This is a genomic window from Pseudoduganella rhizocola, from assembly GCF_045984285.3.
GTDB lineage: Bacteria > Pseudomonadota > Gammaproteobacteria > Burkholderiales > Burkholderiaceae_D > Rugamonas.
Map to the genome: position 1 here is coordinate 725,496 of NZ_JBJQIK030000001.1, position 19,279 is coordinate 744,774.

General features: G+C 65.0%; 17 protein-coding genes. 12 read left to right on the plus strand and 5 right to left on the minus strand.

All coding sequences use genetic code 11. The annotated features are described in order from the left end of the window. Positions 1–417: 417 nt before the first annotated feature. The 9 genes from ACJRPG_RS03360 to ACJRPG_RS03400 are packed head-to-tail and all read left to right on the plus strand — an operon-like array spanning position 418 to position 9,990. Entirely contained in the window at positions 418–1,095 is a 678-nt protein-coding gene (locus ACJRPG_RS03360; protein ID WP_407998676.1) for a methyl-accepting chemotaxis protein, read from the plus strand. 12 nt (positions 1,096–1,107) lie between these two features. After that, positions 1,108–1,476: a response regulator gene (locus ACJRPG_RS03365; RefSeq protein ID WP_407998622.1), complete on the plus strand. Its 369-nt coding sequence runs from the start codon at positions 1,108–1,110 to the stop codon at positions 1,474–1,476. 35 nt (positions 1,477–1,511) lie between these two features. Then, a complete protein-coding gene (locus tag ACJRPG_RS03370; protein WP_407998623.1) occupies positions 1,512–1,823 on the plus strand; it encodes an STAS domain-containing protein in 312 nt (103 codons plus the stop codon). A gap of 2 nt (positions 1,824–1,825) precedes the next feature. Next, a complete protein-coding gene (locus ACJRPG_RS03375) occupies positions 1,826–3,961 on the plus strand; it encodes a chemotaxis protein CheA (protein WP_407998677.1) in 2,136 nt (711 codons plus the stop codon). A 31-nt stretch (positions 3,962–3,992) separates the two neighbouring features. Continuing rightward, positions 3,993–5,630, plus strand: a complete 1,638-nt coding sequence (locus ACJRPG_RS03380) for a methyl-accepting chemotaxis protein (protein ID WP_407998624.1) — start codon at positions 3,993–3,995, stop codon at positions 5,628–5,630. Between the two features lie 27 nt (positions 5,631–5,657). After that, positions 5,658–7,583 carry a HAMP domain-containing methyl-accepting chemotaxis protein gene (locus tag ACJRPG_RS03385; RefSeq protein WP_407998625.1) on the plus strand — a complete coding sequence of 642 codons (1,926 nt, stop codon included), beginning with the start codon at positions 5,658–5,660 and terminating at the stop codon, positions 7,581–7,583. 10 nt (positions 7,584–7,593) lie between these two features. Beyond that, positions 7,594–8,094 (plus strand): chemotaxis protein CheW, encoded by a 501-nt coding sequence (locus ACJRPG_RS03390; RefSeq protein ID WP_407998626.1) that lies wholly within the window; start codon positions 7,594–7,596, stop codon positions 8,092–8,094. 4 nt (positions 8,095–8,098) lie between these two features. Next, on the plus strand, positions 8,099–8,911 hold the full coding sequence (locus ACJRPG_RS03395; protein WP_407998627.1) for a CheR family methyltransferase: 813 nt from the start codon (positions 8,099–8,101) through the stop codon (positions 8,909–8,911). After that, positions 8,911–9,990, plus strand: a complete 1,080-nt coding sequence (locus ACJRPG_RS03400; RefSeq protein WP_407998628.1) for a protein-glutamate methylesterase/protein-glutamine glutaminase — start codon at positions 8,911–8,913, stop codon at positions 9,988–9,990. Before ACJRPG_RS03395 ends, ACJRPG_RS03400 begins: the two co-directional genes overlap by 1 nt. A gap of 7 nt (positions 9,991–9,997) precedes the next feature. Here the strand turns inward: ACJRPG_RS03400 and ACJRPG_RS03405 are convergent, their stop codons facing one another. The 3 genes from ACJRPG_RS03405 to ACJRPG_RS03415 are packed head-to-tail and all read right to left on the minus strand — an operon-like array spanning position 9,998 to position 11,975. Continuing rightward, positions 9,998–10,966: a diguanylate cyclase gene (locus tag ACJRPG_RS03405; RefSeq protein WP_407998629.1), complete on the minus strand. Its 969-nt coding sequence runs from the start codon at positions 10,964–10,966 to the stop codon at positions 9,998–10,000. 2 nt (positions 10,967–10,968) lie between these two features. After that, positions 10,969–11,607 (minus strand): chemotaxis protein CheC, encoded by a 639-nt coding sequence (locus ACJRPG_RS03410; protein ID WP_407998630.1) that lies wholly within the window; start codon positions 11,605–11,607, stop codon positions 10,969–10,971. Further along, the gene (locus ACJRPG_RS03415) at positions 11,604–11,975 is read right to left on the minus strand and encodes a response regulator transcription factor (RefSeq protein ID WP_407998631.1); all 372 of its coding nucleotides are present in this window, start codon (positions 11,973–11,975) and stop codon (positions 11,604–11,606) included. The genes ACJRPG_RS03410 and ACJRPG_RS03415 overlap by 4 nt, the downstream gene beginning before the upstream one ends. A 167-nt stretch (positions 11,976–12,142) precedes the next feature. On the opposite strand from ACJRPG_RS03415, the gene rpiA reads away from it, so the two are divergent. Together rpiA and ACJRPG_RS03425 are read left to right on the plus strand one after the other, a co-directional pair. Next, positions 12,143–12,820, plus strand: coding sequence for a ribose-5-phosphate isomerase RpiA (gene rpiA, locus ACJRPG_RS03420; protein WP_407998632.1), 678 nt, complete (start codon positions 12,143–12,145; stop codon positions 12,818–12,820). A gap of 1 nt (position 12,821) precedes the next feature. Then, positions 12,822–13,193 carry a hypothetical protein gene (locus ACJRPG_RS03425; RefSeq protein WP_407998633.1) on the plus strand — a complete coding sequence of 124 codons (372 nt, stop codon included), beginning with the start codon at positions 12,822–12,824 and terminating at the stop codon, positions 13,191–13,193. Between the two features lie 25 nt (positions 13,194–13,218). Here the strand turns inward: ACJRPG_RS03425 and ACJRPG_RS03430 are convergent, their stop codons facing one another. Next, a complete protein-coding gene (locus ACJRPG_RS03430; protein WP_407998634.1) occupies positions 13,219–13,491 on the minus strand; it encodes an oxidative damage protection protein in 273 nt (90 codons plus the stop codon). 35 nt (positions 13,492–13,526) lie between these two features. Beyond that, complete coding sequence (gene argA, locus ACJRPG_RS03435; protein ID WP_407998635.1) at positions 13,527–14,837, minus strand: amino-acid N-acetyltransferase; 1,311 nt, start codon at positions 14,835–14,837, stop codon at positions 13,527–13,529. 54 nt (positions 14,838–14,891) lie between these two features. On the opposite strand from argA, the gene hrpA reads away from it, so the two are divergent. Further along, complete coding sequence (hrpA, locus tag ACJRPG_RS03440; RefSeq protein ID WP_407998636.1) at positions 14,892–19,277, plus strand: ATP-dependent RNA helicase HrpA; 4,386 nt, start codon at positions 14,892–14,894, stop codon at positions 19,275–19,277. Positions 19,278–19,279: the final 2 nt, after the last annotated feature.

Sequence of the window (19,279 nt, forward strand, 5' to 3'; positions counted from 1 at the left end):
ATCGTCGCCGTACTTGCCGCACTCGTGCTGGTGTGGCTGGGCGGCTGGCATTGGCCCGCGCTGCTTGCCGCCGCCGTGCTGATCGTGCTGGGGTTTGCTGCCAGCCGCCATGCAGTCGCGCTGCAGCCGCGCGCCGATGACTCCCTGCGCAATTACCTGGACAGCCGCCAGCACTTCAGCGAAGAAGTCTCCGGCGTGTGGAACTCCCACCTCGATGCTTCGCGCACGCAGATGGAAGCCGCAGTTGTAGAGCTGATCGGCCGCTTCTCCGGCATCGTGCACCGGCTGGAACAGGCGCTGGCGGCATCGTCCACCACGCAATCGGGCGGCGATGTGGTCGAGGTTTACAGCCGCAGCGAAAAGGAACTGCGCTCGCTGCTGGCCATGCTGGAAGAGGCGGCATCGAGCAAATCCATGATGCTGCAGAAGATTGAAGGCCTGCAGGCCATCACGGCGCAACTGCAGACCATGGCAGCCGATGTGGCCAGCATCGCCTGGCAGACCAACCTGCTGGCGCTGAATGCCGCCATCGAAGCGGCCCGTGCGGGCGAGGCGGGGCGCGGCTTTGCCGTGGTGGCCAACGAAGTGCGCATGCTGTCCAACCGCTCGGCGGAAGCGGGCAAGCATATCTCGCAGCAGGTGAGCCAGATCAGCTCCGCCATCAATGCCACCTGCAGCGCAGCCACCGCCACCAAGCAGCAGGAAGCGCGCTCGGTGCAGGCTTCGGAAGAAATGATCAACAGCGTGCTGGCCGATTTCCGCGGCGTGACGGATGGCCTGGTGGCCTCGTCCGAACTGCTCAAGCATGAAAGCGCCGGCATCCAGACCGAGGTGTCGGAAGCGCTGGTGCAGCTGCAGTTCCAGGACCGTGTGAGCCAGATCCTGAGCCACGTGCAGCAGAACATCGCACGCTGGCCGTCCATCCTGGACGAGAACCGGCAGCAGTTCGATGCAGAGCACGGGGTGCCGCCGCTGGATACGCGCGCCCTGCTGGCCGAACTGGAAAGCACTTACGCCATGGCGGAAGAACGAACACTGCACAAGAAGGGCGCACTCCCTGCGCCCCAGCAGGAAGAAGAAATCACCTTTTTCTAGGGAGTAGCTGACATGGCAAAAACAATCATGATCGTCGATGACTCGCTGTCCATCCGGCAGGTCGTTGGCATCGCGCTCAAGCAGGCAGGGTACGACGTCATTGAAGGCACCGACGGTTCCGATGCGCTGGCCAAGCTCAATGGCCAGAAGATCAACCTCGTGATCAGCGACGTGAACATGCCGAACATGGACGGCATCTCCTTCGTGCGGGAGCTCAAGCAGCGCCCCGCCTACAAATTCACGCCCGTCATCATGCTCACCACCGAATCGCAGGAAGAGAAGAAACTGCAGGGGCAGGCTGCCGGCGCCAAGGCCTGGATGGTGAAACCGTTCAAGCCGGAGCAGTTGCTGAACGCAGTGCAGAAACTGGTCATGCCTTAACGACCCGCGACAGGTTTTTTTCACGGAGAAGCACCATGAGTATTGGCGCAGAGAGCCAAGGGACTGCTGCCGCCTTCGCAATCGAAGGCGAGCTGACCATCTACCGCGCGGCGGAGCTCAAGCCCGCGCTGCTGGAAGCGGCGGCGGCCGGGGCGCCGGCCATTGACCTGTCGCAGGTGACGGAGTTCGACAGCGCCGGCCTGCAGCTGCTGCTGGTGGCGGCGCGCGAGGCGCAAGGCCAGGATAAACAGCTGCAGCTGCTGGCGCCGAGCGCGCCGGTGCGCGAGGTGCTGGCCATGCTGGACATGGCCCACCGCTTCGCGATCGTGGAAGGAGCCGCCGCATGAGCATCAATATCGACGTGGTGATGCACACCTTTATCGCCGAGAGCCGGGAGCTGCTGGGCGAAATGGAGAATGCGCTGCTGGCCGTGGCCCAGCCGGACGGCGGGGCGGAGGCGGTGAACGCCATCTTCCGCGCCGCGCATACCATCAAGGGCTCGGCCGGCATGTTCGGCCTCGACCCGGTGGTGGAATTCACCCACGTTGCCGAGAGTGTGCTGGACCGCGTGCGCGACGGCCGCGTGCCGGTGGACGACGGCCTGGTAGCCTTGCTGCTGGCCTGCTGCGACCATATCGGCGCCCTGGTCAACGCGGTGGAAAGCGGCGAACTGGATGGCAACCAGGCGCTGGCCGAAGCAGGCGCGCCGCTGACGGCGCAGCTGCAGGCCTACCTGGGCGCGCCGGCCAGTGCCGCGCCGCGCCTGGAAGCGGCGGCGGCAAACGAAACGGCGGGCGACGCGGAACACTGGCATATCTCGCTGCGCTTCGGCGCGGACGTGCTGCGCAACGGCATGGACCCCTTGTCCTTCCTGCGCTACCTGGGCCAGCTGGGCGAAATCACCGGCATCGCGGTGCTGGATGAAGGCTTGCCGGCGGCTGCGGAATTCGATCCGGAGAGCTGCTATCTCGGCTTCGAGATCGCCTTCCGCGGCAACACCGACAAGGCCGCCATCGAAGGCGTGTTCGAGTTCGTGCGCGACGACTGCCAGCTGCGCATCCTGCCGCCGCACAGCCGCGTTTCCGAGTATGTGAAGCTGATCGAGCAGCTGCCGGAAGAGCGCAGCCGCCTCGGTGAGATGCTGATCAAGTGCGGCAGCGTCACCGCCAATGAACTGGCGCAGGCGCTGGCGCAGCAAAGCGCCGCCGGCCCGCAGGCGGCGCCCATCGGCGCCATCCTGGTGGAGCAGGGCGCGGTACGGCCGCCGGTGGTGGATGCCGCGCTGGCCAAGCAGAAGCAGGCTTCCGAACCGCGCGCCGCCACGCAGGAAAACCGGTCGGTGCGGGTGGATGCGGACAAGCTGGACCGCCTGATCAACCTGGTGGGCGAACTGATTATCGCGGGCGCCAGCGCCAATGTGATTGCACGCCGCACGCAGATCGCCGAGCTGCTGGAATGCACCTCCACCCTGAGCAGCCTGGTGGAAGAAGTGCGCGACAGCGCGCTCCAGCTGCGCATGGTGAAGATCGGCGCTACCTTCAACCGCTTCCAGCGCGTGGTGCATGACGTATCGCGCGAGATCGGCAAGGATATCGGCCTGTCCGTCAGCGGGGAAGACACTGAACTGGACAAAACGGTAGTGGAGAAGATCGGCGATCCGCTGACCCACCTGGTGCGCAACGCCATGGACCACGGCATCGAAAGCGCCGAACTGCGCGCCGCGCGCGGCAAGCCGGCCAAGGGCAAGGTGGCGCTGAATGCCTACCACGACTCCGGCAGCATCGTGATCGAAGTGAGCGACGACGGCGGCGGCTTGAAAAAGGACCGCATCCTGGCCAAGGCCATCGAGCGCGGCCTGGTGGAGCCTGGCCGCGTGCTGAGCGACAAGGAGATCTACGGCCTGATCTTCGAGCCCGGTTTCTCGACGGCGGAGCAAGTGACCAACCTGTCCGGCCGCGGCGTGGGCATGGATGTGGTGAAGCGCAATATCCAGGCCCTGCGCGGCAGCGTGGAAATCGCCAGCGAGGAGGGCGTGGGCACCACGGTGACGGTGCGCCTGCCGCTGACGCTGGCCATCATCAACGGCTTCCAGGTCGGCCTCGGCAAGTCGGTATTCGTGATCCCGATGGACATGGTGGAGGAGTGCGTGGAATTCCGCGAGGAAGAAGGGCGCGACTACATCGACCTGCGCGGCCAGGCGCTGCCTTTTGTGCGCCTGCGCGAACGCTTCGCCATCGACGGACCGCCGGCGCGGCGCCAGAGCATTGTGGTGGTGCGCTACGGCAGCAAGCGCGCCGGACTGGTGGTGGACAGCCTGCTGGGCGAGTTCCAGACCGTGATCAAGCCGCTGGGCAAAGTGTTCAGCGGCCTGCGTTTCCTCAGTGGCTCCAGCATTCTCGGGAACGGCGAAGTGGCGCTGATCCTGGACATGGTGGCGCTGCTGAATGGCATCGAACATGACAGCAACGAAGCCCTCGCGGCCTGATTCAACAAACTTACAGATATCGGAGAGCACCATGCTCAAGAACCTCAAAATCGGCGTACGGCTCGGCCTCGGCTTCGGCGCACTGATCCTCCTGCTGCTGGCGCTGGGCGTCCTGACCCTGCAGCGCATGGAGGCCATCGATGCCGCCACCATCGAAATGGCGGAGGACAGCTATCCCAAGGTCGCCATGGCCAAGGACATGGAGCGCCTGTCGGCCGAAAATGGGGCGCACATGAGCAGCATCCTGCTGGCCGCCAGCGACGCCGAGGGCGAGGCGCACCGCAAGGAGATCGAAGCGAACCGCGTGGAGCTGAGCGAGACCATGGCGCGCGTGCAAAAGCTGGTGGCCAGCGAGCGTGGCCGCGAGCTGTTCAAGGATATGTCCGATGGCCGTGCCGCCGTCGAATCGAAGTTCGAGCACTTCTACCAGCTGGCGCGCACCGACCGCAAGCAGGCCGCCGAATACATGCGCACCGACTTCATGCCGGCCAATGCCCGCTTCAACAAGGCGCTGGATGCGCTGGCCACGCACCAGGGCAAGAAGATGGTCAGCTCGGCCGAAGATGCCAAGCAGACCTATGCGGCTACCCGCAGCATGGTCATCACCGTTTCGGCGGTGGCGATTGTGCTGGGCATCGCGATTGCAGCGTTTATCACGTTCAGCATCACCCGGCCGCTGCGCCAGGCGGTGGACGTGGCCAACCGTCTCGGCGAAGGCGACCTCACGGTGCGCATCGACAGCGTGTCGCGCGATGAGCCGGGCCAGCTGCTGGCGGCCATGCGCACCATGGTGGCCCGCCTGCAGCAGGTGGTAAGCGAAGTCAATGGCGGCGCCCATTCGCTGGCCAGCGCTTCGGAAGAAGTGAGCGCCACCGCGCAGTCGCTGTCGCAGGCGGCGAGCGAGCAGGCCGCAGGCGTGGAAGAAACCAGCGCCTCGCTGGAGCAGATGACGGCCTCGATCTCGCAGAACACCGAGAACGCGCGCGTGACCGACGGCATGGCCGCCAAGGCTGCGCAGGAAGCGGCCGAAGGCGGCGAAGCGGTGAAAGCCACTGTGGTGGCGATGAAGCAGATCGCCAAGCAGATCGGCATCATCGACGATATCGCCTATCAGACCAACCTGCTGGCGCTGAATGCCGCCATCGAAGCGGCGCGCGCTGGCGAACATGGCAAGGGCTTCGCCGTGGTGGCGGCCGAAGTGCGCAAGCTGGCCGAGCGCAGCCAGGTGGCGGCGCAGGAGATCAGCGAAGTGGCCACCAGCAGCGTGGAACTGGCGGAACGCGCCGGCACCTTGCTGGACCAGATGGTGCCGAATATCCGCAAGACCTCGGACCTGGTGCAGGAAATCACGGCTGCATCGGAGGAGCAGTCGGCCGGTGTGGGCCAGATCAATGCGGCGGTGGTGCAGCTGAGCCAGACCACCCAGCAGAACGCATCCAGCTCCGAAGAGCTGGCGGCAACGGCCGAAGAGATGAGCAGCCAGGCCGAACAGCTGCAGCAGGCCATGGCCTTCTTCCGCCTGGAGCGGCAGCCCGCGGCGCCCCAGCGTTCCGCACCGGCGCGCGCCCTGCGCAATGCCGGCAAGCCGCGCGGCGAGGGCCTGGCCCTGCAGAACGCGGCGCTGGCCGCCGAAATGGGGCCCGACGAAATGCAATTTACGAAGTTCTGATCGAAACGCTTTCCTGGAGCAATTCCTATGTTTAAAGACCTGAAAATCAGCGTCCGCCTGGGCCTGGCCTTCGGCGTGGTCAGCCTGCTGCTGGCCAGCGTGGTGGTGATGGGCGTGACGCGCCTGGCCGATGTGGCCGAAAACACGGACGATATGGTGATCGACAAATATCCCAAAGTCCTGTGGAGCTATACCCTGATCGGCAATATCAACGAGATTGCCATGTCGATGCGGAATATCGCGCTCTACAACGATGCGCAGACCGCACGTAAGGAGCTGGCCGATATCGAAACGGCGAAAGCCTCGATCCGCGAGCAGATCGCCAAGCTGGAAAAGCGAATCACCTCGCCGCAGGGCAAGGACCTGCTGCGCACCATGATCGACGCGCGCGAGAAGTACCGCGTGCACCAGGAAGAATTCATCCGCCTGTCGGGTGACGGCAAACTTGCCGAAGCCAAGGATCTGCTAACCAACCAGCTGGCAGGGGCGCAAACCAACTATATCTCCACGCTGTCGCGCCTGATCGCCTACCAGAGCGAACTGATGGAGAACAGCGGCAAGCAGGCCGCCATCGAATACGTCGAAGCGCGCAATATGATGGTGACGGTGGGGACGCTGGCCGTGCTGTTCGGTATCGCCATGGCGTTCTGGATCACGCTCAGCATCACGCGCCAGCTGGGCGGTGAGCCAGGCTACGCCGCCGAGCTGCTGAAGCGCATTGCGGCCGGCGACCTGAGCGGCGAAGTGGAAACCCGTTCCGGTGACCGGAGCAGCATGCTGTTCGCGGTGGGCGGCATGGTGGCCAAGCTGCGCCAGGTGATCGACGGCCAGCGCGCCGTGGTGGAGGCGGCCAACCGCGGTAATTTCGAGGTGCGCGTGGACATGAACGGCCTGCAGGGCTTCCAGCAGGAGATGGGCCAGGGCCTGAACCAGCTGGTGACGACCGTGGGTTCCAGCATCGACGATGTGGTGCGCGTAATGGGCGCGCTGTCGGACGGTGACTTGAGCAAGAAGATCGACAAGGATTACCAGGGCGCCTTCGCCAAGCTGAAGGACTATTCCAACAACACGATGGACAAGCTGGCGCAGGTGGTCGGTGAAGTGAACAGCAGCGCCCATTCGCTGGCCAGCGCCTCGGAAGAGGTGAGCGCCACGGCGCAGTCGCTGTCGCAGGCGGCGAGCGAGCAGGCGGCGGGTGTGGAAGAAACCAGCGCCTCGCTGGAGCAGATGACGGCCTCGATCTCGCAGAACACCGAGAACGCGCGCGTGACCGACGGCATGGCCGGCAAGGCTGCGCAGGAAGCGGCGGAAGGCGGCGAGGCCGTGAAGGCTACCGTGACGGCGATGAAGCAGATCGCCAAGCAGATCGGCATCATCGACGATATCGCCTACCAGACCAACCTGCTGGCGCTGAATGCCGCCATCGAAGCGGCGCGCGCGGGCGAACACGGCAAGGGCTTTGCCGTGGTGGCGGCCGAGGTGCGCAAGCTGGCCGAGCGCAGCCAGGTGGCGGCGCAGGAGATCGGCGAAGTGGCCACCAGCAGCGTGGAACTGGCCGAACGCGCCGGCACCCTGCTGGACCAGATGGTGCCGAATATCCGCAAGACATCGGACCTGGTGCAGGAAATCACGGCAGCTTCGGAAGAACAGTCGGCCGGTGTGGGCCAGATCAATTCCGCCGTGGTGCAGCTGAGCCAGACCACGCAGCAGAACGCGTCCAGCTCAGAGGAGCTGGCGGCAACGGCCGAAGAGATGAGCAGCCAGGCGGAGCAGCTGCAGCAGGCCATGGCCTTCTTCCGCGTGGAAGGCGGTTCGCGTTCCGCGGTGGTCGCCGTGGGCCACCGTTCGCCCGCGCCGGTGCGCGGCACCGGCCGCCGCGCGGCGCCGCTGAAGCTGGCCGATTCGCTGTCGCTGCAAAGTGCGCCGGACGAGGCGAATTTCACGTCATTCTGAGGAGAGGAGCATGCAGCAAGAACAGAGCGGGTCGCAGCAATACCTCACCTTCATGCTGGGAGGCGAGACCTATGGCCTGCGCATCATGGCGGTCAAGGAGATTATTGAGTTCAGCGGCATTACGGAAGTGCCCATGATGCCGGAGTGCATACGCGGCGTGATCAACCTGCGCGGCGCCGTGGTGCCGGTGATGGACCTGGCGGCGCGCTTCGGCAAGCCGCAGTCAGTGGCGGGCAAGCGTACCTGCATCGTCATCGTGGAACTGGAAGTGAGCGGCGAGCACCAGGTGACGGGCGTGGTGGTGGATGCGGTGAATGCGGTGCTCGACATCGCCGACGCCGACATCGAGGAGGCGCCATCCTTCGGCACCCGCGTGCGCGGCGATTTCATCCAGGGCATGGGCAAGGTCAACGGCAAGTTCGTGATCCTGCTGAACGTGCACAATGTGCTGGCGCTGGAAGCGCTGGCCACCATGCCGGAACTGAACGCGGCGGATCTGGCGCCGGTTTGATGCAATGAGCGTGTTTCAGATCAGCGAGCAGGAGTTCGCACAGTTCCAGCGCTTTATCTTCGATATTGCCGGCATCAGCATGTCGTCGGCGAAGAAGGCGCTGGTGAGCGGACGGCTCGCCAAGCGCCTGCAGCATCATCAGCTTTCCAGCTATACCGAATATTTCAAGCTGCTCTCCGCCGGCCAGGCGCCGGAGGAAGTGCAGGTGGCGGTGGACCTGCTGACCACCAATGAAACCTATTTCTTCCGCGAGATGCGCCATTTCGAGCTGCTGCGCGAGGCGGCGCTGGCGCGGCCTGCGGGCAGCCGCAACACGCCGTTCCGGGTGTGGAGCGCGGCCTGTTCTTCCGGAGAGGAGCCGTACAGCATCGCCATGGTGCTGGCCGACTGCCTCGGCAACAATCCCTGGGAAGTGGTGGCCTCCGATATCAGCACCCGGGTGCTGCAGCGTGCGCGCAACGGCCACTATCCGATGGAACGCGCCCAGCATATCCCGCAGGACTACCTGCGCCGCTTCTGCCTGAAGGGCATCGGCGACCAGCAGGGAACGCTGCTGGTGGAGCGCGCACTGCGCAACCGCGTGCAGTTCCGCCAGGTGAACCTGAATACGGCGCTGCCCGACCTGGGCAGCTTCGACGTGATCTTCCTGCGCAATGTGATGATCTACTTTAACGGCGAAACCAAGCGCCAGGTGGTGAACCGCGTGGTGGCGCCGCTGCGCCGCGGCGGCTATTTCTTTATCGGGCATTCCGAAAGCCTGCACGAGGTAAGCGATGCCGTGCGCGCGGTGATGCCTTCTGTCTATAGCAAACCCTGATGAAGCAGATCAATGTGATGGTGGTCGATGATTCGGCCGTGGTGCGCAAGGTGGTGAGCGCCATGCTGGAATCGGCGCCCGGTATCAAGGTGCTGCATGCGGTGTCCGACCCGCTGCTCGCCATCGAGCGCATGAAACATCAATGGCCGGACGTGATCGTGCTGGACGTGGAGATGCCGCGCATGGACGGCATCACCTTCCTGCGCAAGATCATGAGCGAGCGTCCCACGCCAGTGATCATCTGCTCCACGCTGACGGAGAAGGGCGCGCAGACCACGATGGCGGCATTGGCGGCGGGCGCCGTCTCCATCATCACCAAGCCCAAGCTGGGCCTGCAGGAGTTCCTCAAGGAGAGTGCCGACGAGCTGGTTGGCGCGGTGCGCGCGGCGGCGGTAGCCAATGTGCGCCGCCTGGCGGCGCGCGCCACGGTGCCGCTGGAAGCGACCGTCAAGCACACGGCCGACGTCATCATGCCTTCCGTGCCGGAAGGGCGCGGCACGCTGCAGACCACGGAGCGCGTGGTGGCCATCGGCACTTCCACCGGCGGCACCCAGGCGCTGGAAGAAGTGCTGACGGCGCTGCCGCGCGTGACGCCGGGCATCGTGATCGTGCAGCACATGCCGGAAAAATTCACGGCCGCCTTCGCGGCGCGGCTCAATGGCCTGTGCCAGATCCGCGTGGCCGAAGCGCGGCACGGCGAGCGCGTGCTGCCGGGCCAGGCGCTGATTGCGCCGGGCGGCAAGCACATGCTGCTGCGGCGCGACGGCGCGCAATATTATGTGGACGTGATCGATGGGCCGCTCGTCAACCGGCACCGGCCCTCGGTGGATGTGCTGTTCCGTTCCGTGGCGCGCCATGCGGGCGCCAATGCGATGGGCATCATCATGACCGGCATGGGCGACGACGGCGCGGCCGGCCTGCTGGAAATGCGCAAGGCCGGCGCGCGCACCGTGGCGCAGGACGAAGAGAGCTGCGTGGTGTACGGCATGCCGAAGGAGGCGGTCAAGCGCGGCGCGGTCGAGAAAACGGTGGCGCTGAAGGCCATCGACAAGGAAATCGCGTCCTACCGCAGCCTCTGAGGCCCGGCTATTCCAGGCCGGGCGGCTGGGCGATGGCGCGGTTGCGGCCGAGCCGCTTGGCGGCGTACAGCGCGTGGTCGGCGGCGCCGATCAGCGAGCCGGATTCCATCGGGTATTCCGGCGTCAGCGTGGCGATGCCGATGCTGACGGTGATCTGTTTCAGGTCGCCGCCCGCATATTCATGCGGGATCTGCTGGCCGATGATGCGCATGCGGATGGCCTGCGCCATCTGCAGCGCCTGCGAGGCGTCCGTATCCGGCAGGATCATCGCAAACTCCTCCCCGCCATAGCGCGCCAGCACATCGGTGGAACGCTGCAGCATCGAGGCCATGGCCGCCGATACGCGGATCAGGCAGTCGTCGCCCTGCTGGTGGCCGTAGTGGTCGTTGTAGGGCTTGAAGTAGTCGATATCGATCATCAGCAGCGACAGGAAGGCGCCATTGCGCTTGGCGCGGCGCAGCTCCTTGTCGATGGCCATGTCGAAATAGCGGCGGTTGGCCACGCCCGTCAGGCCGTCGGAGAAGGTTTGCGTGCGCAGCAATTCGGTCTGCTCGCGCAGCAGCTTCTCGCGCGCCGCGGCCATGCTCACATCGTGCAGCTGGATCAGGCAGTAGCGCGCTTCGCCCGGCACATCCACCGGCGTGACGTTGATGGCCTGCTGCATGCGCTCGCCGCGCGCCTGGGCGGCGGGATTGCTGAACAGGGGGAGGGGCGCCTTGTTCAGCGTGGGCGACAGCAGCGAAGCGAAATTGTTGTCCAGCACCTGGCGCACGGCCGCTTCCACGCGCAGGCCGCGCAGCTCGGGGAACAGTTCGAACAGATTGCTGCCGACCGCCTGGTGCTGGTCCCAGCCGCTATGGCGCACCATCCATTTGTTCCACAATACGATGCGCTGTGCGCTATCGAGCACGATGGCGCCGATGCTGACGGATTCCAGAACGCTTTCCAGCAGTTGCAGGCGATTCGGTTCTGCCATGCTCAGTGTTGCCCCATGGCGCGCGCCAGATAGAGATTGATCTGCTGCTTCAGGTCGTGCAGGGCGGAGACGTCGAGGATGAAGGCAACGTAGCCGTGGATCTGGTGCTTCTCCAGGATGAAGTCGATGTGCAGCATCAGCACCACGGTATCGGCGCGCTGGCCGGAGGCGCTGAGGATTTCGTCGCTGGTGCCCACATGGTAGACGGGCAGGGAGCCGGTGAGTTCCTGCTGGAAGATATTGGCGAGCGTGCCGACGCAGGAATTCAGGATGATGTTGCCGATTTCGCTCATTGCCTCCTGTTCCATCTCCGACAGCGCCTGCAGCGGCACCGCCTCGCCCACCATCAGGCGCACGATTTCCAGGCTCTTATCTTCCGGGAACATGAGGATGGCTTCGGTCTGGAAGGCGCCGTCGAAATGCTGGCTGACGCCGCAAATGCGTTCGCTGCCGCCGCCCGCGCGGTGCGCATCGGCCAGCAGCTGGGCCGCTTCGGCGCGGCTGAGGAAACTGATCGAAGGCACCGACATCGTGACCTCTTCGCTGACGATGGCGCTCATCGAGGCCGCCGCCTGGCCCACCCCGATGTTGAAAATTTCAACCAGGGCGTCGTGTTCCAGTTCGCTCAGTTCGACCTTCATCGCGTTTCCAAGGGCGCCAGCAGGCGCGCGATACGCTCGGCCGTGATCGGCTTTTCCATGAAGCCCACGCCGAGGTCTTCGGCGCGCACGCGCGTGGCGTCCTGCACATTGGCGGTCAGCAGGGAGATATGGGCGGCAGGCAGCAGCTTGCGCAGTTGTTCGGCGGCGGCCACGCCACCCATGCCGGGCATATTCACGTCCAGCACGACCAGGTCGGGCTGCAATGCCCCGGCTTTTGCCAGCGCTTCCTCGCCGGTGGCGGCTTCTTCGATCGTCCAGTCGGCATGCATGGCCAGAATGTATTGCTTCGCCATCAGGCGCGACACGCGGCTGTCGTCAACGATCAGTACGACTGGGGTTGGAACCATGTCTCACTCATGTACTTTGCTTTTCGGGATGGACCATTTTCTCATATCGCCGCAAGCCGGGTGTGTATAAATTTCTGAAATTTGTTGCTCATTCGTAATATTTGGCGGCTGGAGGGCAGCTGCTTCCGGTAAAATGGCGGGATTCCTGCCTTATTATTTTTGCACTCATGACTCAAGACGAACTGAAACAAGCGGTCGCCCGCGCGGCCATCTCCTACGTGGTTGAGGGAGAAATCATTGGCGTGGGCACCGGCTCCACGGCCAATTTCTTCATCGACGAACTGGCGAAGATGAAAGACCGTATCAAGGGCACCGTGGCGTCCTCCGAAGCGACGGCGGCGCGCCTGCAAGGCCATGGCATTCCGGTGTTCGACCTGAACGAGGTAGCGGAGATTGCCGTCTATATCGACGGCGCGGACGAAATCAATGCCATGGGCGCCATGATCAAGGGCGGCGGCGCAGCGCTCACGCGCGAGAAGATTGTGGCCTCGGTGTCGAAGCAGTTCGTCTGCATTGCCGACGGCTCCAAGCTGGTGGAAACGCTGGGCAAGTTCCCGCTGCCGGTGGAAGTGCTGCCGATGGCGCGCAACGCCGTGTTCCGCAAGCTGGCGGCGCTGGGCGGCCAGCCCAGGGTGCGCACGAAGGCCGGTTCGGACGAGATCTTTGTTACCGATAACGGCGGCAACATCATCGATGTGGCGGGCCTGTCGATCGCCGATCCGGTAGCGCTGGAGACCCAGATCAACCAGATGGCCGGCGTGGTGGCGGTCGGCCTGTTTGCGGCGCGTGGCGCGAACGTCTGCCTGCTGGGCACGGCGGACGGCGTGCGCACGCTGAAGTACTGAGATGAAGCGCCTGGCACTGCTGCTGATGGCGGGCGCGCTGAGCGCCTGCGCCTGGATGCCCGCCATGCCCTGGCAGGAGCAGGCTGCCGAAAGCCGTGCGCCGCTGGCACGCAAGGCGGCGGCGCCGGCTACCGCCAGCGACGGCACGCCCATCGCGCGCCACGAGGGCACGGAGATCCAGAAAGTGGAGTTCAGGCCGGGCGTATCGTCGGCCACGGTGGAAAGGCTGGCCAGGACGGCAGGCTGCGAAGGCGGCTTGGGGGCGGGACTGGTGTCGGAACCAGGGCCAGTGGAGGTCTACCGCATGGCCTGCAGCAACGGCCGCACTTTCCTGGCCCGCTGCGAGCTGCGCCAGTGCAAACCCATGAAATGAAAACGGCGCCCGGGGCGCCGTTGTTTTACGCGGTGGGCGGTACGTAGCCCGCTGCGGCATCGGCGCCGTCGCCGAAGAAGTGCTTCTCCATCTGCGCCGCCAGGTATTTGCGGGCGCGCAGGTCGGCCAGGTTCAGGCGGTTTTCGTTGATCAGCATGGTCTGGTGCTTGAGCCAGCCGTCCCATGCTTCTTTCGACACGGATTCATAGATCTTCTTGCCGATTTCGCCGGGCACGGGCGGGAAAGCCAGGCCTTCGGCTTCCTTGTTCAGTTTGATGCAATGGACGGTACGGGCCATCTGTGCTGCTCCTAAAGCGTGTTCTGAAACCGCCATTATAAGGTTTTAACGAGAACCTGGGATTTGCGCTGCCAGTTATACATGTGCTGGCGGTCCTTCGGCAGCGCGTCCACGGTGGCGGGCACGAAGCCGCGCTTGATGAACCAGTGCGCGGTGCGCGTGGTAAGCACGAACAGCTTGGTGATGCCGCTGGCGCGCGCGCGGTTCTCCATGTGCTTGAGAATGCGTTCGCCGTCGCCCTGGGCCTGCACTTCCGGATTGACGGTGAGGCAGGCCATTTCCGCCATCTTCTCTTCCGGGAAGGGGTAGAGGGCGGCGCAGCCGAAGATCACGCCATCGTGCTCGATGACGGAGAAGCGGTCGATCTCGCGTTCAATCAGTTCGCGGCCGCGCTTGACCAGCGTGCCGTCGGCTTCCAGCGGTTCGATGAGCTTGAGAATCCCGCCAACGTCCTCAATTGAGGCCTGGCGCAGCGATTCGAGGTTCTCGTGCGAGATCATGGTGCCCACGCCGTCGTGGGTGAACAGTTCCAGCAGGGCCGAGCCGTCCATGGCGAAGGGCACGATGTGGGAACGCTCCACGCCGTTGTCGCAGGCCTTGATGCAGTGGCGCAGGTAGAAGGCGGTGGCATCGGGCAGGAAGCCGGCCTGCAGCACGGCTTCGGCCTGGTGCGAGGACAGTTCGCGGATTTCGACGCCGGCGGCATCCGTCATCATCTCGGTTTCGGTGATGAAGATCAGCTTGTCCGCATGCAGGGCGATGGCGGCGCTGCAGGCCACGTCTTCCATGGTCAGGTTGAAGGCCTCGCCGGTCGGCGAGAAGCCCAGCGGCGACAGCAGCACCAGGCCGTCCGAACCGAGGATGGAGTGGATGGTTTCGGCATCGACCTTGCGGGTCACGCCGGTCAGTTCCAGGTCCACGCCGTCGATCACGCCCAGCGGCTTGGCGGTAATGAAGTTGCCGGAAATGATACGGATCGCCGCATGCGACATCGGCGTGTTCGGCAGGCCCTGGCTGAAGGCGGCTTCGATATCGAGGCGCAGTTCGCCCGCCGCCTCCTTGGCGCATTCCATCGCGGCCGGGTCGGTGATGCGGATGCCGTTGTGGAAGCGGCCTTCCACGTTACGCAGGGCCAGCTGCTCGGCCACCTGCGGGCGCGAGCCGTAGACCACGGTGACGTTGATGTCCAGCGCGTGCAGCAGGGACAAATCGTGGGCCAGCACCTGCAGGGCGCCGGCGGCGACCAGTTCCCCGGGGAAGGCGACCACGAAGGTCTTGCCGCGGAAGGCGTGGATGTAAGGCGCGACGGAACGCAGCCAGTGGACGAATTCGACGGGGTTTTCCATGCGCCGCATTATAATTCGCTGCGCGGTTTTCGCAGCAAAACTATGTAAAAAACAATGTCAGAAGCACGCAATAAGCCTCAATCTCCCGCCAACGCACCACAAAACGATGCCCGGCAGCGCCCGCAAGGCGGCGCGCAGGGCCCCGCATCGCCTGCTTCAGGCCCGCGCCGCGCGCCACGGCCGGAGGGCCAGCGCACGCCCGGCGCCCAGCCGGCAGGCGCGCAGCCCGGCCAGCGCGGCGGCAATCCGCGACGCCAGGAAGACGCAACTGCGTCGCGTGGAGATCGTGCAGGCCAGCGCGGCGATGGCGCGGGTGCATCCGGCAGCGCCCGTGCTCCCGGCGAGGCGCGGCATGGCCAGGCGCCGCGCGGCGGACGTGGCGGCGATGCTGAGCGTACAGCGGGCGGCAACGGCGGCCCGGGGCGCGCAGGAGATGGCGCACGCGGCGGCAATGCGCCGCGCGAAGGCCGTGAGCCGCGCGAGAAGCTGACGCCTGAGCAGTTGGCCGAGCGCGAAGCTGCGCGCCTGTTCCGTAATCCGATACCGCCGATTACCTTCCCTGAAGACCTGCCGGTATCCGGCCGCCGCGCCGAAATCGCGGAAGCGCTGCGCAAGCACCAGGTGGTGATCGTCTCTGGCGAGACCGGCTCCGGCAAAACCACACAGCTGCCGAAAATCTGCCTGGAACTGGGCCGCGGCCAGAAAGGCCTGATCGGCCACACCCAACCGCGCCGTATTGCCGCGTCGTCAACGGCGAAACGCATCGCGCAGGAACTGGGCACGCCGCTGGGCGAGAACGTCGGCTTCAAGGTGCGCTTCAACGACACGCTGAGCAAGGGCGCCTCGGTCAAGCTGATGACCGACGGTATCCTGCTGGCCGAAACCCAGACCGACCCGCTGCTCAAGGGCTACGACACGATCATCATCGACGAAGCCCACGAACGCAGCCTGAACATCGACTTCCTGCTGGGCTACCTGAAGCAGCTGCTGCCGCGCCGCCCGGACCTCAAAGTGATCATCACCTCGGCAACCATCGACGCCGAGCGCTTCGCGCGCCACTTCACGCAGGACGGCAAGCCGCCGGTGCCGGTGATCGAAGTGTCCGGCCGCCTGTATGCGGTGGAGATCCGTTACCGCCCGGTGGAGCGCGAGCAGGTGACGGCAACGAGTGATGCATCGAAGCCGCAGGCCCGCACGGCCGCCGCCGCGCGCGACAAGCGCGACCTGATGGACGCCGTGGTGGATGGCGTGGATGAAGTGTGCCGCATCGGCTCCGGCGACGTGCTGGTATTCCTGCCCGGCGAACGCGAGATCCGCGATGCGGCCGAAGCGCTGCGCAAGCACCATCCGCCGCATGTGGAGATCCTGCCCCTGTTCGCCCGCCTGTCGGTGGAAGAACAGGACCGCGTATTCCGCACCACGAATGCGCGCCGCATCGTGCTGGCGACCAACGTGGCCGAAACCTCGCTGACCGTGCCCGGCATCCGTTATGTGGTGGACGCCGGCTTGGCCCGCGTGAAGCGCTACAGCTACCGCAACAAGGTGGAGCAGCTGCAGATCGAGCCGGTTGCACAATCGGCGGCCAACCAGCGCGCGGGCCGATGCGGCCGTGTGGCCGATGGCGTCTGCATCCGTCTCTATGAAGAACAGGACTTCAACCAGCGCCCGAAATTCACGGACCCGGAAATCCTGCGCTCCTCGCTGGCCGCCGTCATCCTGCGCATGAAGTCCCTGCACCTGACGGCTGTGGAGACCTTCCCCTTCATCGAACCGCCGCTGGCGCGTGCGATTGCGGATGGCTACCAGCTGCTGCAGGAACTGGGCGCCGTCGATGAATCGAACAACCTCACGGCGTTGGGCCGCAAGCTGGCCAAGCTGCCGCTGGACCCGCGCGTGGGCCGCATGATCCTGGCCGCGCAGGAAAACGCCAGCCTGACCGAGATGCTGATCATTGCGTCCGCGCTGTCGGTGCAGGACCCGCGTGACCGCCCGATCGAGCACCAGCAGGCTGCCGACCAGGCGCACAAGAAGTTCGCCGACGAGAAGTCCGAGTTCCTCAGTTACATCAAGATCTGGCGCTGGTTCGAAGAAGCGATTGAGCACAAGAAGACCAACCGCCAGCTGCAGGACAACTGCCGCGCCAACTTCCTCTCGCAGCTGCGCCTGCGCGAATGGCGCGACGTGCATTCACAGCTGCTCACCATTGTGAAGGAGCAGGGCTGGCGCCTGAACGAGGCGCCTGCGACTTACGAGAACCTGCACCTCGCGCTGCTGACTGGCCTGCTGGGCAATATCGGCTTCAAATCGGATGACGAGCCGGGCGCAGGCTATCTCGGCGCGCGCGGCATCCGCTTCCATGTATGGCCGGGCTCCTCGCTGCTGAAGAAGCCGGGCAAGTGGATCATGGCGGCCGAACTGGTGGAAACCAACCGCCTGTATGCGCGCTGCGTGGCCCAGATCCAGCCGGAGTGGATCGAGAAGATCGGCGGCCACCTGCTGAAGAAATCGTGGGGCGAACCGCGCTGGGAAAAACGTCCGGCCCAGGTGACGGCGGCGGAGAAGGCCGCCTTGTACGGCTTGATCATCTACAGCCAGCGCCGCATCAACTATGCGCTGCACAACCCTGCCGAAGCGCGTGAAATCTTTATCCGCGACGCGCTGGTGGGCGGCGACTACGACACGCGCGCGCCGTTCTTCGCCCACAACCACAAGCTGATCAAAGAGATCGAGAACCTCGAACACAAGTCGCGCCGCCAGGACGTGCTGGTGGACGACCAGCTGATCGAAGCCTTTTACGACAAGCTGATTCCGGCCGAGGTGGTGAATGGCGCGGGCTTTGAAGCCTGGTACAAGAAGGCGTCGCAGGACGATCCCAAGCTGCTCTACCTGATCCGCGAAGACCTGATGCGCCATGAGGCGGCAGGCGTGACGACGGAGCTGTTCCCGAAGAAGATGATGGCGGCAGGCCTGGAACTGCAGCTGACCTATCATTTCGAGCCGGGCAGCGTGCGCGACGGCGTGACGCTGGCGGTGCCGCTGTATGCGCTGAACCAGCTTTCGCGCGAACGCTGCGAGTGGCTGGTGCCCGGCATGCTGAAGGAGAAAGTGCATCTTCTGCTGAAGTCCCTGCCGCAGAAGCAGCGCCGCCATATGGTGCCGCTGCCGGAGTATGCCGCGAAGTTCTGCGACCGCATCCACGACAAGCTGGCCTTTGGCCGCGGCGACCTGGTGGACGCCATCATTGCCGACATCCGCGAGCAGATCACCATCAATGTGCTGACCACGGACTTCAAGCCCGAAACGCTGCCTGCCCATCACTTCATGAACTTCAAGGTGATCGACGAGCATGGCCGCCAGCTGGACATGGGGCGCAACCTCGCCAAGCTGCAGGCCGAATACGGCAGCCAGGCGCGCGAAAGCTTCCAGAAGATGGCCGAGGCCACGCCGGCGCAGCTGGCGCAGCTCACGGGCGGCGCGGCGCCGAAGCCTTCGCACGGCGGCATCGCGGCTGACGCGGCCCGTGGCGTGAATGGCGCCAATGGCGGCAAGACGGCTGCCGCCCCGGTGCCGGAAGCCGCTGCGCCGGCAGCGCATTCGAACATCACAGCGTGGACTTTCGGCGAGCTGCCGGAGCTGCTGGAGATCAAGCAGGGCAAGCTAAGCCTGATCGGCTTCCCGGCGCTGGTGGACAAGGGCGCGCATTGCGACCTCGAAGTGTTCGACGACCCGAACGTGGCGGCGCGCACGCACCGCGTGGGCCTGCGCCGCCTGTTCGCGCTGCAGATGAAGGACCAGATCAAGTTCGTTGAAAAGAGCATTCCGAACCTGCAGCAGATGGGCATGCAGTTCATGTCCATGGGCACACAGGAAGAACTGCGCGACCAGATCATCGCCAAGGCACTGGACATCGCCTGCCTGCAGGACCCGCTGCCCACCGATGCAGCTTCTTTCAACAAGCGCAAGGACGAAGGCAAGTCGCGCCTGGTGCTGCTGGTGAACGAGATTGCGCGCCTGGTGGGGCAGGTGCTGGCGGAATTCCACGGCATGCCGAAGCGCCTGCAGAACGTGAATCCGCAGGCTGCCGCCGATATGCAGGAGCAGCTGAAAGGCCTGGTGCACAAGCGCTTCCTGGCCGATAACGAGTTCTCGCAGCTGGCGCATTTCCCGCGCTACCTGAAGGCGATGAACGTGCGGCTGGAGAAGCTGCGCGCGGATTCGGCGCGCGATGCGAAGGCCATGGCGGAATGGCACCAGGCCGCGCAGCCATACCTGCGCGTGGCGCGCGACAAATCGGCGGGCAAGAATACCGACCCGCGGCTGGTGGAATACCGCTGGATGCTGGAGGAGCTGCGGGTGTCGCTGTTCGCGCAGGAGCTGCGGACACCGATGCCGGTGTCCGTCAAGCGCCTGTTCAAGGTGTGGGAGGCGATGCAGCGCTAAGC